Below are 18,427 nucleotides of genomic sequence, written 5' to 3' on the forward strand. Positions count from 1 at the left end.
TTGTTCTGCTAGACAGAAAATCATAACACAGCAATAACCTCAGGGGAACTATGACTTCGGAAATAGTTGTTCTGCTAGACAGAAAATCATAACACAGCAATAACCTCAGGGGAACTATGACCACTAATGTTCTTTCTATCATAGTAGCAAAATCATAACACAGCAATAACCTCAGGGGAACTATGACTTCAGAAATAGTTGTTCTGCTAGACAGAAAATCATAACACAGCAATAACCTCAGGGGAACTATGACGCCGTTCTCGCTATACATTTTTGCTGATGAATCATAACACAGCAATAACCTCAGGGGAACTATGACGTTGTTTCTCTACAGTTTTCTTTTTCTTCAATCATAACACAGCAATAACCTCAGGGGAACTATGACTCTAAAATTAATTTCTAGTTGGACTGGTCTATCATAACACAGCAATAACCTCAGGGGAACTATGACTCCGCTCCGTTTCGGTGCAAAAGTGTAGCAATCATAACACAGCAATAACCTCAGGGGAACTATGACAAAAACTTCCATTTACCGAATTGACCCACGATCATAACACAGCAATAACCTCAGGGGAACTATGACAGCTACTGCTTTTTTCATGATCTCCTTTTTATCATAACACAGCAATAACCTCAGGGGAACTATGACGAGGATTTATAGTGAGTCTAAAACTTTCGGATCATAACACAGCAATAACCTCAGGGGAACTATGACTTTCTTTTTATCAAATAAGTGTGTCATTTTATCATAACACAGCAATAACCTCAGGGGAACTATGACCTCAGGTGTCTTATTCAAGGATAGATTGATAATTTACATTTGGCCATAAAAAACCCCTTACAGGTAGACTCTTAAGAACACCATAACAAATGTCCACTTTTTTGTACCTGTAGGGGATAATACTAATCCGTACTTTGGATCAGCCTTTTTTCATCTCAACAGCTTCCGCACCCATTTCAGCGCATTTGGAAAGTTTGGATAACGCAAAGGAATATCGAATTTCGTTGTTTGTTTTAATACACTCTTGTAGTGAGTGAACGCATCAAAGCTTGCTTTTCCATGGTATGCACCAATTCCGCTTTGTCCAACGCCACCAAATGGTAGATGTGGACTGGCGATGTGCATGATCGTGTCGTTAATACATCCTCCACCGAAACGAACTTGTTGTAATACTTGTTGTTGCACATCGCGATCTTCTGAAAACAAATAAAGCGCAAGCGGCTTTTCGTAATCGTTGATCATTTGAATCGCTTCATCTATTGTTTCAAATGTAACAATTGGCAATATCGGTCCAAAAATTTCTTCTTGCATAATGTCATCATCCCAGGTCACATCATCTAGCAACGTCGGCTCAATCCAACGTTGCTCGATGTCGTATGTTCCACCGTGTACAACTTTACCGTTTGTTAAGAAGCGAACGAGCCGTTCTGTATGTCGCACCGTCACTATGCGACTGTACGTATTTTTATCACCGTACAATTGCTCAATATATCGCTTCATTCGCTCAATAAGTAACGATTTAAAAGACACATGCACGAGCACATAATCCGGTGCAATACACGTTTGTCCCGCATTTAAAAACTTCCCCCATACGATTCGCTTAGCAGCTAAGTCGATATGGGCAGACTGATCGACGATCGCAGGACTTTTCCCGCCGAGTTCTAATGTGACAGGTGTTAAATGTTTCGCTGCTGCTGCCATAACGATTTTTCCGACCGGCACACTTCCGGTGAAAAAAATATGATCAAAGCGCAAATCCAATAGCTGCTGGCTAACGTCTACTCCTCCCTCTACAACAGCAACATACTCCTCTGGGAACACTTCTGAAATGATCGTTTTCAATAATGCCGACATCGCCGGTGTATATTCCGACGGCTTCACTACCGCACAATTTCCTGCCGCAATCGCGCCGATAAGTGGACTGATCGCAAGCTGAAATGGATAATTCCATGGCGCAATAATTAAACTGACACCGTATGGCTCTGGATATATGTAACTTTTTGAGCCAAAGTGGGTCAACGGTGTCGGTACACGTTGCGGCTTCATCCAATCGCTTAGACGTTTCGTTACAAAACGAATCTCTTCGTAAACGATGCCGATTTCCGTTGTATACGCTTCAAGCGGTGATTTATGCAACTCTTTTTTTAACGTGTCCGCGATGGTCTGTTCATATTTTTGTATCGTTTCTTTTAGTCGTGTTAATTGTTTTAAACGAAAATCAAGAGAAAGCGTTTCTCCTGTATGAAAGTAGCGCTTTTGTTTTTCGAGCAATTCGTTCATTCCGTTTCCCCCTCATCACACCCGATCTTGAACCTTTCTGACAATATTCGTAACGAATTTACGTGGCATAAAGCGAACACTAAATGCAAGGAGTTTATTCGCCACCCCCGGAATAATGACGGTTTTATTGTTCATTACTCCTTTGTACCCAGCCTCCGCTACTTGTTTAACATCCATCACACCGCTTTTAAACAATTTCGATTGTTGTAAGTTCGCTCGATCGGCAAATCCTGTCGCCGTTGGTCCTGGACATAGCGCACTCACAGTGACATTCGTGTGTCGCAACTCGTTGCTTAATGCTTCTGAAAAAGATAACACATACGCTTTCGTCGCATAATATACAGCCATTAATGGACCTGGCTGGAAAGCAGCCGTTGATGCAACGTTTAAAATTTTCCCTTCGTTTCTTTTTACCATATCTACGACGACTAGTTTCGTCAAATGAGTGAGCGTCTTTATATTTAGACCAATCATATTTAATTCTTTTTGTAACTCAGTCCCCACAAATTCCCCATACAACCCAAATCCCGCGTTATTGACTAGAATATGCACATCAAGTTGCTCGTTTTTTAATGTGTCATACAAATCACGGACTTCGTTTTGATTCGATAAGTCTTTATTATATATCCATACTGCTATTCCGTATGTTTTTTCTAGCTGATGCTTCAGTTCATCTAATTTCTGCTTGTTTCGGGCTACTGCAATAATGTTATACCCTTCCTTCGCAAATCGTGTGGCAAACTCATAGCCAATCCCACTTGATGCCCCTGTGATTAATACGTTCTTTTTCATTTCTTGTATCTCCTTTTTTTAAACGTTTAAAAACTTAAACATATAAAATGAAAAATTTGGCCTTTAGCATATCTAAAGGCACTCCTTCTCAACAGCATGAATTAAATCTTTCAATAATTCAACAGCTTTTTCGATAGATAATACATAGTATCGCAATGTCCCTTTTTGTTCTACCGACACTAATCGTTGGTCACGCAAAATTTTTAAATGGTGCGAAATCGCTGGACGCGATAAACTTGACCGTTCCGTAATTTCATTGACTGTTAGCTTATCGTGTTCCGCAAGCAGCAATACAATATCTTGGCGATGAGGATCGCTTAACGCTTGAAATAATGGTATACACGATCGAAACACCTCGATCGCTTTCTGTCCCATTCCCCTCTTCCTTTCTTTTGTTTAAAAGTTTAAATATTTGATGTTCTTATCTTATTCTCTTTCTCTCCAATTGTCAATACATTATTCGAAAAATAGATCTTTTACCTTCTCTTCACCTCCCCCCTCAACTGTTCAACAAGCGCCTCTTGGTATCCTGCTTTTTTCCGCCGCAACATTTCTTGTTTTACCGCTTGCAAGTCATAAAGCGTAACCGATTGCAATTTCGCTAAGCGCTCGTCGGATAGCGGAACGGTCGGTTTTGTCGCCAAATAATCAGAACAGTCGTAATGCCAAAGCCGCACCGATTGCCCGTACCGCTCGACAAGGCGCTGCGCCATTTTTAATCCTTCTGGGTCAAAATCGCCCGAATAACAGAGAATGACTCCTTCTTGGACAAGTAAATCAAGCAGCCACATCGTCGCTAAATTGAGCTGACCGTTTGTGCTAATGAGCGGCACGTTCGCATCTAATAGCGTCGAAAACACGCCCGCATTTTCGACGACAAAGACGGTGTTGCCAATGGACGGATACGCCCGTGTCAACGGCATTACTTCCCGAAGCGGCACATTTAGCGCCGTATTCGTTTCGCATGCAGCAGCGAAAACAGGATGGCGACCCTTCTCTATTTCTGCCATCACGCCAACACACGTCACAAAGTTTAACACATCTTCCCGCAACAGCCGATACGACTGCAATAGTTCGTTCACGTCTTCTACCGACGAAAGGTCGTACTCGGTGTCCGCATAAAATTGCAGCGCCGAAAGCAATAGCTTCCCTGAGAGGGTATGCAAATCAAACGCATGGGGGTCGTTTGTTACTTTTTGCGCAAACACAGGAAGGCGCGTGTAAGTGGACGGAAGCTGTTCAAGCGCGCGGCAAACGGCAGAAAGTGCTACCTCTAACGTTTGAGGAGTTTGTTGATATGCTAATTGCACAAACCGCTGCTTCTCTACCGCTATCAGCCAATCGCGCTGTGCTCGATACGTATGCATCAACCGTGTAAAATATGCTTCTTTTTCCCGCTCCGCTTCTATCTGCTGTTCTTTTTTCGTCACAAGCGGTTCGCCAAAATAATGCTCTAATAGTTCAATCAGCGAAATACCGGCAAACCTTGTATTAGTAAGCTGTTGTTCAAACGCTGCGAGCGACACACGGCTCATTTCTTTGCCAAAAAACGACGCAATCGCATCTTTTTCTTCCATTGAAAAAGATGCAACGGAAATCGTGCCGCCAATGCGGCCAAGCGATTCGTATTTCTTTTTCATTTCGCAAAAAAGGCGGTGAAACGAACGTTCACCGCGAAAAAATTGCACCGCCTCATCTAATCGGTTCAATGAGCTCACCCTTTCTTGCATCCTCAGCGACAAGCTGCTTTACTTTTCCGTTCCAATAATAGCGAATGACGGTCACGAACGAGGCGTTTTTCGGACGAACGAGTTCACAAATCGATAGCGCCGGAACTGTATCGTAATCGCCCCAAAGCGCCTGCGAGTTCATCACATAATTAAACCCAAGTTGTTCGACAAGCCCGAACATGTTGCGAATATTATTTTCGTCTACCCCCGCGAACGCTTCATCGAGCGAAATAATGTACGGTGCATCTTCTGCCGCTTCTTGATAGCGCGAATACGTCGCGGCAAATAACGGAATATACATCGCCATCGCTTTCTCCCCGCCGCTAAATTGATAGAAACGTTGGTTCGTCAACTCCCGTTTCGGTTCGTTCGTCTTTTGGTAATAAAGGGTGAACGAAAACCATTTCCGATAATCCAACACTTCTTTAATAATTTGGTGCAGCGTATTGCCTTGACCACGCTCTTCTAACAACTCGCGGGCGCGGTTAATTTTCGAGCGGAAATGTTTCGTCACTCGCTGCAAATCTTCCTCTTTTAATAGCCGCGAGTTCATCCGCAACAATTCGACAAGCTCTTTCGTATCCATCTCTTCTTCCGTTTCCGCAGTGCGCGGCTTCCATTGAATAAACAACACAAGACCGGAAGATGTGTCGAGCTGTTGCATTAGTTCGTTCATATCTTTTACCCAACGCTCCGCCCGTTGAATGCGGCTGCGCAAAATCCGCCCGATTGTTTTTAAAATAATTTCTTCATACAATTCGCGGTCTTGCTCTTTCATATATTCGCGCTGCAAGAAAATGTCATGCTCGATTTCATGTAGTACATAAAATGGTGATACGCGCTGCCCTTTATAATCAAGCAAAAGGACGATGCGGTCTTGCTTTTCTCTCCACCCTGCGACTTTTAATTCCATTTCTTCGTCTAATTCGATATCGATAAATGGATTCGTTTCCTCTACCGAGACTGGCTCTTGGCTGAGCCGGTATTCCGTTAAATTCGCTGATTCTTGAAAAAAGATGCTATTTAATCGGTTCACAAGCGACGTTCTCGTTTCTTTTAACAGCGCCCCATATCGCTGAATCGCCTCTTTCGCCTGTTCGAACGTATCATGGGCATGCAGGTCAACAAGTTCAAGGGCGACCTCTCGCTCAAACGACCGCTTCCACGCCTCCGCTAACCGCTTAGCGAACGCTTCTTTCACCACCAACTGTTCGCATTTTTCGCCAATAGCTTTTAGCTCATGCTCTAGCGCGATACGCTCGTTCAGTTTCGCTGGCATTTCTCGCTGTAAAAATGCTAACCGGTCACGAACGCGTTGAATCTCTGCTTGAATTTCTTCTGCGCCCATTAGTTGCAGCGTGCGTTCGACTTCTTGCCGTTTTAGTTCGAGTTTTTGCTGCTCTTTTGCAAGCACATGTCGTTCACCTTTTGTTTCATCGATTTCTTGTTGTACCGTTTCTAGCTGTTCTGTACGATGGCGAATCATGTCGAGCAAATGAAGAAACTCCCGATGAATCATTTGCAGTTCGTGAAGCCCGCGCATATACGATTTCATAAAGAGAAGCGCCTGTTCATAGCCGTCTTTGGAAAACTCTAAATCGAGTCCCTCGGTGTACTCGCGCAACGTTTGTTTTGCTTGTTGCCAGTCGCGGGCTAGTTGGGCAAGCTTCTCGTTTTTCCGCTCCCATTCTTGTTGCTTGCTTATCGTCATTCGTTTCGTTTTTTCCCGTTCTTCAAAAGCTGCGCGCATGTCGCGGTCGGTTGGAAAGGCGCGAAACCAGCTGTTTATTTGCGCAATCGTCTGCTCGAGCTGTTTGAGCCTATCGGTTTGCTCGTGCAACTGAGCACGAAGCTCAATTAATTCCGCTTCAAGGGCAGCGATTTTTTCTAGCCGCCAACGCTTGCGGGCAGCCCGTCCGATAAACAGCGCTTTTTCCCTTGCCGGAGCATGCCCTTTGACTATTCCAAGCGTATAATGCCCCTCTTCGTTGAGCATAAACGCCCCGTCCATTTCTCTATCGGCAAGCACGATGCTTTGGAGTACTTCTTTAATGCGCGCTTTTGAAACCCCACACTCTTCATCTACGTCCGGCTGTAAATAGTCTGCTAATGTATGCGCCATTTCGATTGGGCGTGGGACAATCACTCGGTCACAACTTACTTCGACATCGGTTTCCGTAATCAACGCATCGAGCAGCCCAGCGTGATATAGCGCGGATTCAATCCGCTCCCGAAGCGGTTCTGGTACGTGGTCTTGAAATTCCACTCCTGCATAAAACGGGACGAAAGCAATCCCTTTTTCGTCTAACTCCGCCCGCGCTGCCATCGTTTGTTCATCGCGCGCTAGCTCGGGATCTTTTTGCGTTTTCCATTGGTTCCATTCCGCCTCTTTTGCGGCAATCTTCTCTTCTAATAACGCACACGCATGCTTTTGCGCCATTTTTTCTTCGTTTTTTCGATTGAGTGCTTCGTAATACGCTTCCGTAAACGGCTGCTTCATCTCATCGACATGATACGTTTCGTATAGTTCATGGAGGCGCTGTAAAAATAGTTGGACAGATGCTTCTCGTACGAAAACGTCTTGGCATTGTTCGAGCCAGCGAAATACTTCTTGTTGGAACCGTGATTTTTCGTTTTCTAACAGTTCGAGCCATTTCGTTTCTTCATGGCGCAATTCGTCTACTTCCCGCTGCAAGTCACCTACCTCTTTACTCGTCTCTTCATAGCGCGCCTTCATTTCGTCGTGTCGGCGCCAAAGCGCAATCGCCTGTTCTAGTTTTTCGGCGTATTCTTGCCCTTCTCTCTTCCAGACGGTAAAGTCAAATTTCGTTTGGCGCTGGCGAGAGAAATCAGCTTCGTTCAGATCATGCGCAGAAAATGAACTTTCCATCGCATCGTGCCGTAAATCTTCTAGTTGCTGTGCGAGTTGCTTTTCTATCTGATACCGCCGATCTTCGTCTTCTCCTAACTGGCGCTTATAGCGGCGTTCTAGTTGCTCTTTCTCGTCAATTTGCCGCAATAGTTTTTGTTGCTTTTCGTGAATGTCGTTTATTTCTTGTTGAACTCGTTCATATTCTTTTGTCGCTTGGAACACTTCGTGGCTCGCTAACTCTATTTCTCGTTGATGCAATACGTCCTGTTCGTTTGCAAGCGTTTGAATATATTCGCTCAAATCCGCAAGGTGCGTTTGTTTTTCTGCTTCTTCCGTAAGCCATTGTTTTCCTTCTTCTGCTAGCCGCTTCACCTGTTTGTCTGCCTTTATCCATTCACTTGCTTTTTCTGCGATCATATACTCGTTATATGCTCGATATTGCGCACAAAGCCGCTTTAGCGATTGCTCGTCGCGCTCTAGCTGCTCGAGTTGTTGCTTTGTTTGATCCATATTTTCAATCGTTTCCGATAAATGGCGCAACTCGTCGTCTGTCAACGCCGGAAGCGAGCTTTCTAAAATTTCATAAATAACCGTCGGCTTAAAATCTTTCGATAGTTTCGGGCTGCGCAATTGAATCAATAGCTCAATTAATTCTTGAAACGCCTCCATCGATTCAAAGCGGAAGATGTGCTTATTGACGAGCTCCATATATTCTTTTTGTGAATCAACAACCGTTCCGCCGTTGCCAAGCAAATTGGCTAACTCGCGTTTCGTGAGCGGGATTTTTTCTGTTCCGTTCGCTGATTTTTCCGTTTTATATAAAAATAAATCGCGACCGATGCGGCGGTTATCAAAAATGACGAACCCCCAAAAATCCATATTTTTTTGCCGCTTTGCCCGCAACCCGATTCCCGTTGTCACATATTGCTCCGTCTGCTTTCGTTTATATTCTAAAAACAAATAACCTGTCCGTTCATCGCGATCGACAATTTCTTTTTCACCAAGCAAGTAATCTTCCATTCGCCGTGCCCGAGAACCGAACGGGTCGAGCCGGTCCGGCGTTTTTTTGCCGTCCAATAAAACAGGAAGCAAGCTTTGCATCGTCACTGACTTCCCAGAACCGTTCGTCCCGCGAAGCAACAACTTGCCGTCAGCAAATTCGAAATATTGCTCATCGTAATACCAAAAATTAATCAATCCCGCGCGATGAAGCACCCATTTATTCGTCATCATCGTCTCTTCCTTTCATTAGAAAATCGTCTGGATATCGACCGACAAGCCGTCCAAGCAACGGATAAAGAGTCACCATGCCCGTTCCCTGTTCATGCTCTGCCATTTTCCATTCTTTTAAAGCAGAGAGCAGTTCAGATGAAAGTTGTGCCAATGTCATTTCTCGATACGTTTTGCTCCAGCCTTCGCCATATTGCTCCATACAGTGATTGAGCAACTGCTGAAAATCGGACATCGTCACATGAATTTGTCCGTATTCATCCGGTGGATAGTTGTCCAAATGATTGCGAACGACAGAAGCGAAATGAAGGATAATATCCGACGCCCCTTTTTGATCTGGAAACAATGTATACACATGTTGCCGTTCTGGAATGGTTAGCAACGCTGCGTTTTTATATAGCTCGTAGCGAAAATCGGTATGCGCTTCGATGTCGTCACGCAATCGGTGGCGGAAGTTGCGCAAGTAATAAAAGTTTGGATCGTCTTTTTGCCGACGATATACAACAGGCGATAAAAAGAGCTGCCGATAAATAAAGTGGCGACGGTAGTCGTCCGGCGCTGCTTTCCATTCTTCTTCAAGCAGCTGCTCGATCGTTTCATATTGAATAAAATCTTTCGGGTACGAGCGCATAAAATAACGGGACAATACAGGGACTTCATACAACGCTTCTTCGTCTTCTTGATTGGCAAACGCCTCGAGTTCCCCGTCGACGTGATGTACAATCCCGATTTGCTCGGCTGTTTTCAACACGCGAATAAGAGCGCGCCGATGTTGATAGTTCGTCCAGTCAAGCGCTGTTTCACCTGGATACATCGCTTTTATTTCTTCGCATACGTCAGATAATAAAAATTTTTCTTCGACCGCTTTTCCTTCTAAATATGCTAACAAGCAACAAAACAACGCGTAATCGAGCGGTTCTTGAAACGACTCAATTCCCATCCACGCTTCTGGCTCGGCTGGTATTTTTTCGAGCTTAGCAAAATAGCGGTGGACAATGAGCCGATAGCCGAATTTCTCTTGCACATATCGCTTTAACACTTTTTCGCGTTCGCGTATTTTTTGAAAAAGTTCCGGCTCTTTTTCCCGAACAATCCAAAAATGTTCAAACAACGCCGTTAACGCTTCTTTCGCTTTCTCATCAAACTCTTTTTCCATTCTCTCTTCTCCTAGTCTAGCAAATGGATTTCGTAATTTGGCATCATTAACGTACCATCTTCTGCTTTCAGTGTAATCGTTCCTTCGCATTGGACCACTTTCACTTTCCATCCGTTTTCCGTTTGCACGATACGGTCTTCCCGCCCCATCGCTTTCGCAATCCATCCGAGCAACGTCTTGCGGATATGCGAAGCAACGACCGGGAGTTCCCGAAGTATGATTTTCCTGTCGTTTATGAGTTGTTCCAGCTGCTCTTCTTCTTGTTGCTTCGCTGCTAAGTAGGCGGTCATCGTTTCCTCTTTTTCTTTTCGCCTATCGATCATTGCTTCTGGCTTTTTCTTTTCTCGATAGTGGCGAACGCGCGGTTTGACGAGCCATTCTGCCGGTTGTTCCTCCCAAATATCGCGGTACATGTTTTCCGTTGCATCATTTTCGGCGACGATGTGTTTCGTATGGAAACAGCCGAACACAACCGCGGACAGTTTATGTGCTTCTTCTACCGTTTCTAATGACGAAAACCATTTGGCTAAATGCAAGTAGTCTTTCTTTCGGCTGCGAAAATGATGATGGCGCTCCCCTAACCGCTGAACGACACGCGTCATTCGCCGAATGGCTTCGTTCGTCTGCTTTTGCAAAAACGACAGTTCACTTTCGTGGCCGTTTCGCCCTAAAAACCATTCTTTTAAACTGCGCCACGTGTCTAGCTTCTCTTCCGTTAGCTGTTCACGCGAAAAAACTGCGCCTTCAAAACGGGGAATGGCGAGTTGGTAAGCAACTACTTCCTCAATCAATCGGCGCACACCTTCCTCTGGCAAGTCTTCGAGCAGCTTTTCAATTTGCATCGATGTTTTTTGCAATGCGACGATAAAATCGCGCAAATAGGCGGTAAATTGCTCTTTATACACGAGAAACGAATCAGACATCATCCGTTCTTCCATGTTTTCTCCGTTTAAATAGGCGATGTAATCGGCAGAATTTTGGATGATTTTTTTAAAATAATCGAACGTTTCTTCCCACACTTGATTCATTTCCTCTCGTTTTTCGACAAATCCAGCGTGAATAATCGATTCCATTCGGACAAGTGATGCATACAGGCGATCAAATCGTGTTTTTTCGAGCGAGCCGCCAAACGTATCCCCTAGCTGCTCAAGCGTGCGAATCATTCGTTCGATTTCGACCGTATACGGGCTGCATTGATAGCGAAACCGTTTCTTTTTAAATTCCTCAATCGTCCGAATATGGCCCGTTTCTTGTCTAGCGATTAAGTTTTTCCATTTGACGAGCTGCTCTAAGTCTTGTTGCAGCTCCTCTTCTGTATACGCTTGAAATTCATCGAATTGTTTTAAAAAAGCGTACACTTCTTCTGGAAACAAATATTGGCGCATTCGCTCGTGCTGCGTATAAAAATAGCGCAAAATCGCGCGGTACCGATATGCATTGTCAACTACTAAATATTTCGCCTCTGTAATCGGCTTTAGCCATGACGTATCCATCTCGTACTCCCCTTCTATCATTCATCTACTATCATTGTAATTGATTCGCCAGCCGTTCTCTACTAAAACATCGTTTGGAAAATGTGCTCCTCAACCAGCTTTCCTAAAAAATGAACATGTTCGCTAGTCATCCGCTGTCGATTCGTGTAAAATGGAAACGAAAAGGAGGTGAACAATACGGTGGAACAGTTGCTTTATGAAATCCTTCACGAAGTAAAAGCAACTCGAGAAAAAGTCGAATCGCTAGAAAAACGAGTGGAAGCAGTGGAGAAAAAGGTGGAATCTCTTGAAAAAGAAGTATCTTCCTTACGCCAACAAGTTCAAGCACTTGACGAAAAAGTTCAAACGCTCGATGGCAAAGTCCTAGCACTTGACGAAAAAATCCAAGCACTCGATGAGAAAGTACAAGTACTCGATGAGAAAGTACGAGTACTCGACGGAAAAGTGCAAGCGCTCGATGAGAAAATACAGTTACTTGACGAAAGAACGCTCGAAACGAAGGCGATTTGTGAAGCGGTTCGTCACGGTCAAGAGGTGCTCGCCGCAAAATACGATGCACTCGCACTCGATATCCACAACATGCAAGGAAACATCACCCGCTTAACCAACATACTCGAAGAGAAAGTACTCTCTGCCCTCACCGACCACGAATCGAGCATCCAAGTATTAAACAATCGTGTATTTAAAGTAGAAAGCACCTTGCAAAAGCTTGTTCATCTGTAAGAAAAGCGGCATTGTCCGAGGGCAATGCCGCTTTATCCTTATCGTTTATTGATCTCTTCAAGCAATAGCTTATTCACAAGAGGTGGGTTTGCTTGTCCTTTTGTTGCTTTCATAATTTGACCGACTAAGAAGCCGATCGCACGGTCTTTTCCGTTTTTAAAGTCTTCAATCGATTGCGGATTCGCATCGAGCACTTCCAATACGATTCTGCGCAACGTTGCTTCGTCAGAAATTTGCACAAGCCCTTGTTGTTTGACGATTTGCTCTGGATCGCCACCTTTTTCCACAAGTTCTTTAAAGATTTTCTTCGCAATTTTTGACGAAATCGTTCCGTTTTGAATGAGTTTAATCATGCCTGCTAAACTTTCTGGCGTTAACGCAATGTCATGCAATTCTTTTTGTTCTGCGTTTAAATAGGCAGATACTTCAACCATCAGCCAGTTCGAAGCAAGCTTTGGATCCGCTCCATTCGCAACCGTCTCTTCAAAGAAATCTGCCATTTCTTTTGTCAACGTTAATACTTTCGCATCATACTCTGGCAAACCAAGTTCCTCAATGTACCGTTTTTTCCGTGCATCAGGAAGCTCTGGAATCGACGCGCGTACGCGCTCTTTCCATTCATCGTCAATATAAAGCATCACTAAATCTGGTTCTGGGAAGTAGCGATAGTCTTCCGAACCTTCTTTTGTGCGCATCAAAATCGTTGTTTTCGTCGCTTCATCGAAACGGCGTGTTTCTTGCTGGATCACACCGCCAGACAATAAAATTTTCTCTTGACGTTTCGCCTCGTACTCAAGCCCTTGGCGAACGAAGTTAAATGAGTTTAAGTTTTTCAATTCTGTTTTCGTTCCAAATTTGTCTGAGCCAATTGGACGTAGGGAGATGTTCGCATCACAACGAAGCGAGCCTTCTTCCATTTTACAATCGGATACACCTGTATATTGAATGATCGACTTTAATTTTTCTAAATATGCATACGCTTCTTCTGGCGAGCGAATATCTGGCTCAGAGACAATTTCAATAAGCGGTGTGCCTTGACGGTTGAAATCGACTAACGAATAACCGTCACCTGTATGCGTCAATTTTCCTGCATCTTCTTCTAAATGAATGCGCGTAATTCCAATTTTTTTCTTTTTGCCGTTCACTTCAATTTCAATCCAGCCGTTTTGTCCAATCGGTTGGTCGTATTGTGAAATTTGGTACGCTTTTGGATTGTCCGGATAAAAGTAGTTTTTCCGGTCAAATTTTGTTTCTGTCGCGATTTCGCAGTTTAATGCCATCGCCGCTTTCATCGCAAATTCAACCGCTTGCTTGTTTAGCACCGGAAGGACGCCTGGGTACCCTAAGTCAATGACGCTCGTTTGTGTGTTTGGGGGCGCTCCGAATGCATTTGGGCTGCTTGAGAAAATTTTCGATTTTGTTTTCAGCTCGACGTGCACTTCAAGTCCGATGACAATTTCAAAATTCATCACTATTTCCCCCCTTACAACGTTGGTTTTTGTTTATGGTAATCTGTTGCTTGTTCGAACGCATGCGCCACGCGGTAAATTGTGCTTTCGTCAAAATGCTTGCCGATAATTTGCAGACCGACTGGCAACCCGTTGACAAATCCGCACGGCACTGAGATGCCTGGAACACCCGCAAGGTTGACTGGAATTGTTAAAATGTCGTTGGCATACATCGTTAACGGATCGTTTGTTTTCTCGCCGATTTTAAACGCTGGCGTTGGCGTTGTTGGTCCGATAATGACGTCGTATTTTTCAAAGACGTTTTCAAAGTCTTGTTTAATGAGCGTCCGCACTTTTTGCGCTTTTTTGTAGTACGCATCATAGTAGCCTGAACTTAATGCAAACGTTCCGAGCATAATGCGGCGTTTCACTTCATTGCCGAATCCTTCGCTACGCGTTTGCTTATACATCTCCATTAAATTTTTCGCATTGTCTGTCCGATAGCCGTAACGAACACCGTCAAAGCGCGCAAGGTTTGCCGATGCTTCGGAAGACGCTAATAAGTAGTATGTTGCTAGTGCATATTTTGAATGAGGAAGCGATACTTCTTCCCACGTTGCGCCTAAGCCTTCTAATACTTTTAGGGCATTAAGCACCGACTGGCGCACTTCTTCTGATACCCCTTCGCCTAAATATTCTTTCGGTACAGCAATTTTTAACCCTTGAATGTCGCCTGTTAAGGCAGAAACGTAGTCAGGTACATCGACATTGGCAGAAGTAGAGTCCATCGGGTCTACACCAGAGATGACTTGTAGTAAATATGCGTTATCTTCCACGTTGCGCGTAATTGGACCGATTTGGTCAAGCGAGGACGCAAACGCAACAAGCCCATAGCGCGATACGCGCCCATACGTCGGTTTTAACCCAACAACCCCGCAAAACGCAGCTGGTTGGCGAATCGAACCGCCCGTGTCTGACCCAAGCGCAAACGGTACTTCGCCTGCCGCTACTGCCGCTGCTGAACCGCCGCTAGAGCCGCCCGGCACGCGCTCTAAATCCCACGGGTTGCGCGTGAGTTGAAAGCCCGAGTTTTCTGTCGAAGACCCCATCGCAAACTCGTCCATATTTAATTTACCGATCGTTACTGCATCAGCTTCATTGAGACGCTCAACGACTGTTGCATCGTAAATCGGGTCGAAATTGTACAAAATTTTGCTCGCACACGTTGTGCGTAACCCTTTTGTCACAATGTTATCTTTAATGCCAATTGGCATTCCAAAAAGCAAACCAAATTCCTTTTCCGTTGCAAGTTTCTCATCTAACTCTTTTGCTTTCGCACGCGCTTGTTCTTCGTTCAACGTTAAAAACGCTTGTACTTTTTCTTCTACTTCATGAATACGTTTAAACGATTCATCTACTAAATCAGATACAGAAATTTCTTTCTTATGTAACATCCCATGTAATTCCGATAGTTTATAATCAAACAGTGACATCGTTTTCCCCCCTTACTCTAAAATGGCTGGCACTCGGAATTGTCCGTCTTGATGGTCTGGTGCATTTTTCAATACATCTTCTAACGGAAGTCCAGCTGTCGGTACATCTTCACGCATCACATTTTTCATATTCAGCACGTGTGATGTTGGTGGAACGTTTTCTGTATCTAACTCGTTTAACTGCTCGGCAAACGTAATAATCGCATCTAATTGCTTCGCAAACATCGCTGCTTCCTCTTCTGTAATCGCTAAGCGCGCCAAATGCGCCACATGCTTGACTTGCTCAATTGAAATTCGTGACATTTCTTTCACCTCCGATATTGTCGACCTTTCACAATACTATGATGATACCAAACTTTCGCGCAGTGAAGCAACATTTGCCATTCATTTTACTTACAGAAAAAATCATTCATTGACGAAAAAACGATGAACGTTGTAGAATGAAAAAAATTTTTAAAAAAACAACTCGTATAATTTCGGAAATATGGTCCGAAAGTTTCTACCAAACGACCGTAAATCGTTTGACTACGGGGGATCGCTCCTCGTATCGAGTTGAAGAGGAGGAACATCTATGAAACAACTTGCAGTAGCTTCCAAAAGACAAATCGCTGATGTTGTTGTGAAAAACGGAAAAATCGTCAATGTTTTTACCCACGATATCATCGAAGGAGACATTGCGATTACCGACGGAAAAATCGTCGGCATTGGAGAATATGACGGGCAAACCATCATTGACGCCAAAGGGAAATACGTATGTCCTGGGCTAATTGACGGACACGTCCACATTGAATCATCCATGGTTACACCGAGCGAATTTGCTCGCGTCGTCGTTCCACACGGCGTCACTACCGTCATTACTGATCCGCACGAAATTGCGAATGTCGCTGGAACAAAAGGCATTGAATTTATGCTAAACGATTCCGACCACATTCCGCTTGATGTATATGTCATGTTGCCATCATGCGTACCCGCCACCGATTTTGAACATGCTGGCGCGACATTGCACGCTGAACAGTTAACACCGTTTTTCTCCCATCCGCGCGTGCTTGGGCTTGCGGAAGTGATGGATTATCCTTCACTTCTAGAAGGAAAGCAACCTATGCTTGCGAAACTAGCCGCTGCGATGGAAGCAAATAAACTAATCGACGGTCATCTAGCTGGACTGGATGAAACAGCTGTGAACGTGTATCGAAGCGCAAATGTTCATACCGATCATGAATGTGTCACCGTAGACGAAGCGCTCATTCGTGTTCAACGTGGCATGTATGTTTTAATTCGCGAAGGGTCGGTCGCAAAAGATTTGAACAAGCTACTTCCAGCTGTCAATACATATAACGCGCGCCGCTTTTTATTTTGCACAGATGATAAACATATTGATGAGCTTGTCAATGAAGGAAGTATCGATCATCATATTCGTCTAGCGATTCAAGCTGGTATAGAGCCGATAACAGCGATTCAAATGGCGACATTAAACGCCGCAGAATGTTATCGCCTATATACGAAAGGCGCGATCGCTCCTGGGTATGATGCCGACTTTTTGCTTGTGGATGATTTACAGTCGTTTTCGATTACACATGTCTTTAAAAAAGGGACGCTTGTTGCTGAAAACGGATGCGCTACCTTTTCTGTGGCGAAAGCAACTTCGATCGACAAAGCGATTACTCAATCGGTCCATGCCAAAAAGATAACAAAAGAAGATGTGCAAATTCCGTTTACACGCGGAAATCAAGCAAATGTCATTCAAATTATCCCAAATCATTTGCATACAAAACGGCTCATAACAGAAGTGGATGTCGAAAATGGCGTCTTTCAACCGTCGATCGAGCGAGATTTATTAAAGCTTGTTGTCGTTGAACGTCATCGCGGTCTCGGTGTCGGTGTTGGCATCGTCAACGGCTTTCAACTGAAAAAAGGAGCGATTGCGTCATCGATTGCTCATGATTCACATAACATCATCGCCACCGGAACGAACGATAACGACATCATCGTTGCAATTGAACATATAAAACATATAAACGGTGGACTTGCTGTTGTCGAAAGCGGACGCGTGTTGGCAGACTTGCCGCTTGAAATCAGCGGTCTCATGACAGCGAAAAGGTTTGAAGACGTATTAGAACGACTGCAAAAGATACACGATGCTTTAATAACGATTGGAGCATCAGACGAATTCAATCCATTTATTACGCTCGCCTTTTTAGCGTTGCCAGTCATTCCGGAACTGAAACTAACCGATCAAGGTTTATTTGACGTTTCATCGTTTCAATTTATAGACGTGGAAGCATAGAGGGATTTTTTATCCCACTTTTTGTCGAATGATGTTATAATATGGTTGTGTGCAAAGGAGGTGAGAAGATGAGCGAGCAATTATTGGAGAAAATTTTACTCGTCGTCACAGACATCCAAAAAGAGTTGCAGGACATTCGTGAAGAGCAAAAAGCCATTCGTGAAGAACAAAAAGCCATTCGCGAAGAACAGCGAGCCATTCGTGAAGAACAAAAAGCTATTCGTAAGGAACAAATGGCTATTCGCGAAGAACAAATGGCTATTCGCGAAGAGCAGAAAACATTCCGCGAAGAAATAAACTTGTTGCGGGAGGAAATGAATGCATTCCGCAAAGAGCAGCAACTCATTCGCGAGGAGCAACAAGCATTAAAAAATGGACAAAAAGAGCTTTACGATCTTATGAACGCTCTTCTCCATCGTCAAGACGAAACGGACGCAAAGCTTGAAGCTTTAACAATGGATGTCCATCATATGCGCGGTGAAATGACAGCAATGAAACAAGAAATCCACGCACTAAACGAAAAAATTGACTCCCACTACGAACAATTCAACGAACGCCTTAACAATCTCCAACTTGACGTTGATTTCACCGTTCATAAAACAACGATGACAGAACGCGAACTTTTCAAAATGAGAAATCGGCTATTTTCATAGAGAGGGCATTTCCCCATACCCGTCAAGTTTAGTGGTTAGGCATTGCTGTATCCCATGCGCAATGTCTGTGATCATTAGCTGAAGAAAAAGAATATCACATTTTTCAGGCATGCCAAATAACCCTCTCTAAGAGGGTTATTTGGAATTTTTACGAATTAAATTAATAAATATGGCTCTTCACCACAAGTTGTACTTGATCATTGAAGGTAAGTGTGCATAGAAGAAATAGAGGGTACAAAAAATGCGAATTTTCCTGTATGGTAAAGGTAACC

13 protein-coding genes, 1 CRISPR repeat array and 1 riboswitch are annotated in these 18,427 nt (G+C 44.0%); of the genes, 3 read left to right on the plus strand and 10 right to left on the minus strand.

The features are described 5' to 3' along the window. The first annotated feature begins 19 nt into the window (after positions 1-19). Positions 20-781: direct repeats of the CRISPR family, unit length 36 nt; unit sequence ATCATAACACAGCAATAACCTCAGGGGAACTATGAC. Positions 782-931: 150 nt separating this feature from the next. From CS060_RS10065 to CS060_RS10095, 7 genes are all read right to left on the minus strand, one after another. Continuing rightward, positions 932-2,281 (minus strand): aldehyde dehydrogenase, encoded by a 1,350-nt coding sequence (locus CS060_RS10065; protein WP_099668922.1) that lies wholly within the window; start codon positions 2,279-2,281, stop codon positions 932-934. Between the two features lie 15 nt (positions 2,282-2,296). Then, positions 2,297-3,073, minus strand: coding sequence for an SDR family NAD(P)-dependent oxidoreductase (locus CS060_RS10070; RefSeq protein WP_035049488.1), 777 nt, complete (start codon positions 3,071-3,073; stop codon positions 2,297-2,299). 72 nt (positions 3,074-3,145) lie between these two features. Beyond that, positions 3,146-3,448 (minus strand): ArsR/SmtB family transcription factor, encoded by a 303-nt coding sequence (locus CS060_RS10075; RefSeq protein ID WP_035049485.1) that lies wholly within the window; start codon positions 3,446-3,448, stop codon positions 3,146-3,148. A gap of 101 nt (positions 3,449-3,549) precedes the next feature. Then, positions 3,550-4,782 carry a TIGR02679 family protein gene (locus CS060_RS10080; protein ID WP_035049483.1) on the minus strand — a complete coding sequence of 411 codons (1,233 nt, stop codon included), beginning with the start codon at positions 4,780-4,782 and terminating at the stop codon, positions 3,550-3,552. After that, positions 4,766-8,905: a TIGR02680 family protein gene (locus tag CS060_RS10085; RefSeq protein WP_035049528.1), complete on the minus strand. Its 4,140-nt coding sequence runs from the start codon at positions 8,903-8,905 to the stop codon at positions 4,766-4,768. Before CS060_RS10085 ends, CS060_RS10080 begins: the two co-directional genes overlap by 17 nt. Further along, entirely contained in the window at positions 8,895-10,061 is a 1,167-nt protein-coding gene (locus tag CS060_RS10090; RefSeq protein WP_099668923.1) for a TIGR02678 family protein, read from the minus strand. The genes CS060_RS10085 and CS060_RS10090 overlap by 11 nt, the downstream gene beginning before the upstream one ends. Positions 10,062-10,072: 11 nt before the next feature. Then, a complete protein-coding gene (locus CS060_RS10095) occupies positions 10,073-11,554 on the minus strand; it encodes a TIGR02677 family protein (protein ID WP_035049482.1) in 1,482 nt (493 codons plus the stop codon). Positions 11,555-11,734: 180 nt separating this feature from the next. On the opposite strand from CS060_RS10095, the gene CS060_RS10100 reads away from it, so the two are divergent. Further along, on the plus strand, positions 11,735-12,277 hold the full coding sequence (locus CS060_RS10100; protein ID WP_035049480.1) for a coiled-coil protein: 543 nt from the start codon (positions 11,735-11,737) through the stop codon (positions 12,275-12,277). Between the two features lie 38 nt (positions 12,278-12,315). On the opposite strand, the gene gatB is transcribed toward CS060_RS10100, so the two are convergent. Genes gatB through gatC form a run of 3 tightly spaced genes read right to left on the minus strand, consistent with a single transcriptional unit; the run spans position 12,316 to position 15,521 of the window. Beyond that, the gene (gene gatB, locus CS060_RS10105; RefSeq protein ID WP_035049478.1) at positions 12,316-13,746 is read right to left on the minus strand and encodes an Asp-tRNA(Asn)/Glu-tRNA(Gln) amidotransferase subunit GatB; all 1,431 of its coding nucleotides are present in this window, start codon (positions 13,744-13,746) and stop codon (positions 12,316-12,318) included. A 14-nt stretch (positions 13,747-13,760) separates the two neighbouring features. Continuing rightward, positions 13,761-15,218 carry an Asp-tRNA(Asn)/Glu-tRNA(Gln) amidotransferase subunit GatA gene (gene gatA, locus CS060_RS10110; protein WP_035049475.1) on the minus strand — a complete coding sequence of 486 codons (1,458 nt, stop codon included), beginning with the start codon at positions 15,216-15,218 and terminating at the stop codon, positions 13,761-13,763. A 12-nt stretch (positions 15,219-15,230) separates the two neighbouring features. Further along, positions 15,231-15,521, minus strand: a complete 291-nt coding sequence (gene gatC, locus CS060_RS10115; protein WP_009360719.1) for an Asp-tRNA(Asn)/Glu-tRNA(Gln) amidotransferase subunit GatC — start codon at positions 15,519-15,521, stop codon at positions 15,231-15,233. 143 nt (positions 15,522-15,664) lie between these two features. Continuing rightward, positions 15,665-15,766: riboswitch (purine riboswitch) on the plus strand. 23 nt (positions 15,767-15,789) lie between these two features. On the opposite strand from gatC, the gene ade reads away from it, so the two are divergent. Then, a complete protein-coding gene (gene ade / locus CS060_RS10120) occupies positions 15,790-17,502 on the plus strand; it encodes an adenine deaminase (RefSeq protein ID WP_035049471.1) in 1,713 nt (570 codons plus the stop codon). 41 nt (positions 17,503-17,543) lie between these two features. Beyond that, on the plus strand, positions 17,544-18,155 hold the full coding sequence (locus CS060_RS10125) for a hypothetical protein (RefSeq protein WP_035049469.1): 612 nt from the start codon (positions 17,544-17,546) through the stop codon (positions 18,153-18,155). Positions 18,156-18,427 lie beyond the last annotated feature (272 nt).

The sequence above is a fragment of the Anoxybacillus flavithermus genome, from assembly GCF_002742685.1.
Classification (GTDB): domain Bacteria; phylum Bacillota; class Bacilli; order Bacillales; family Anoxybacillaceae; genus Anoxybacillus; species Anoxybacillus flavithermus_E.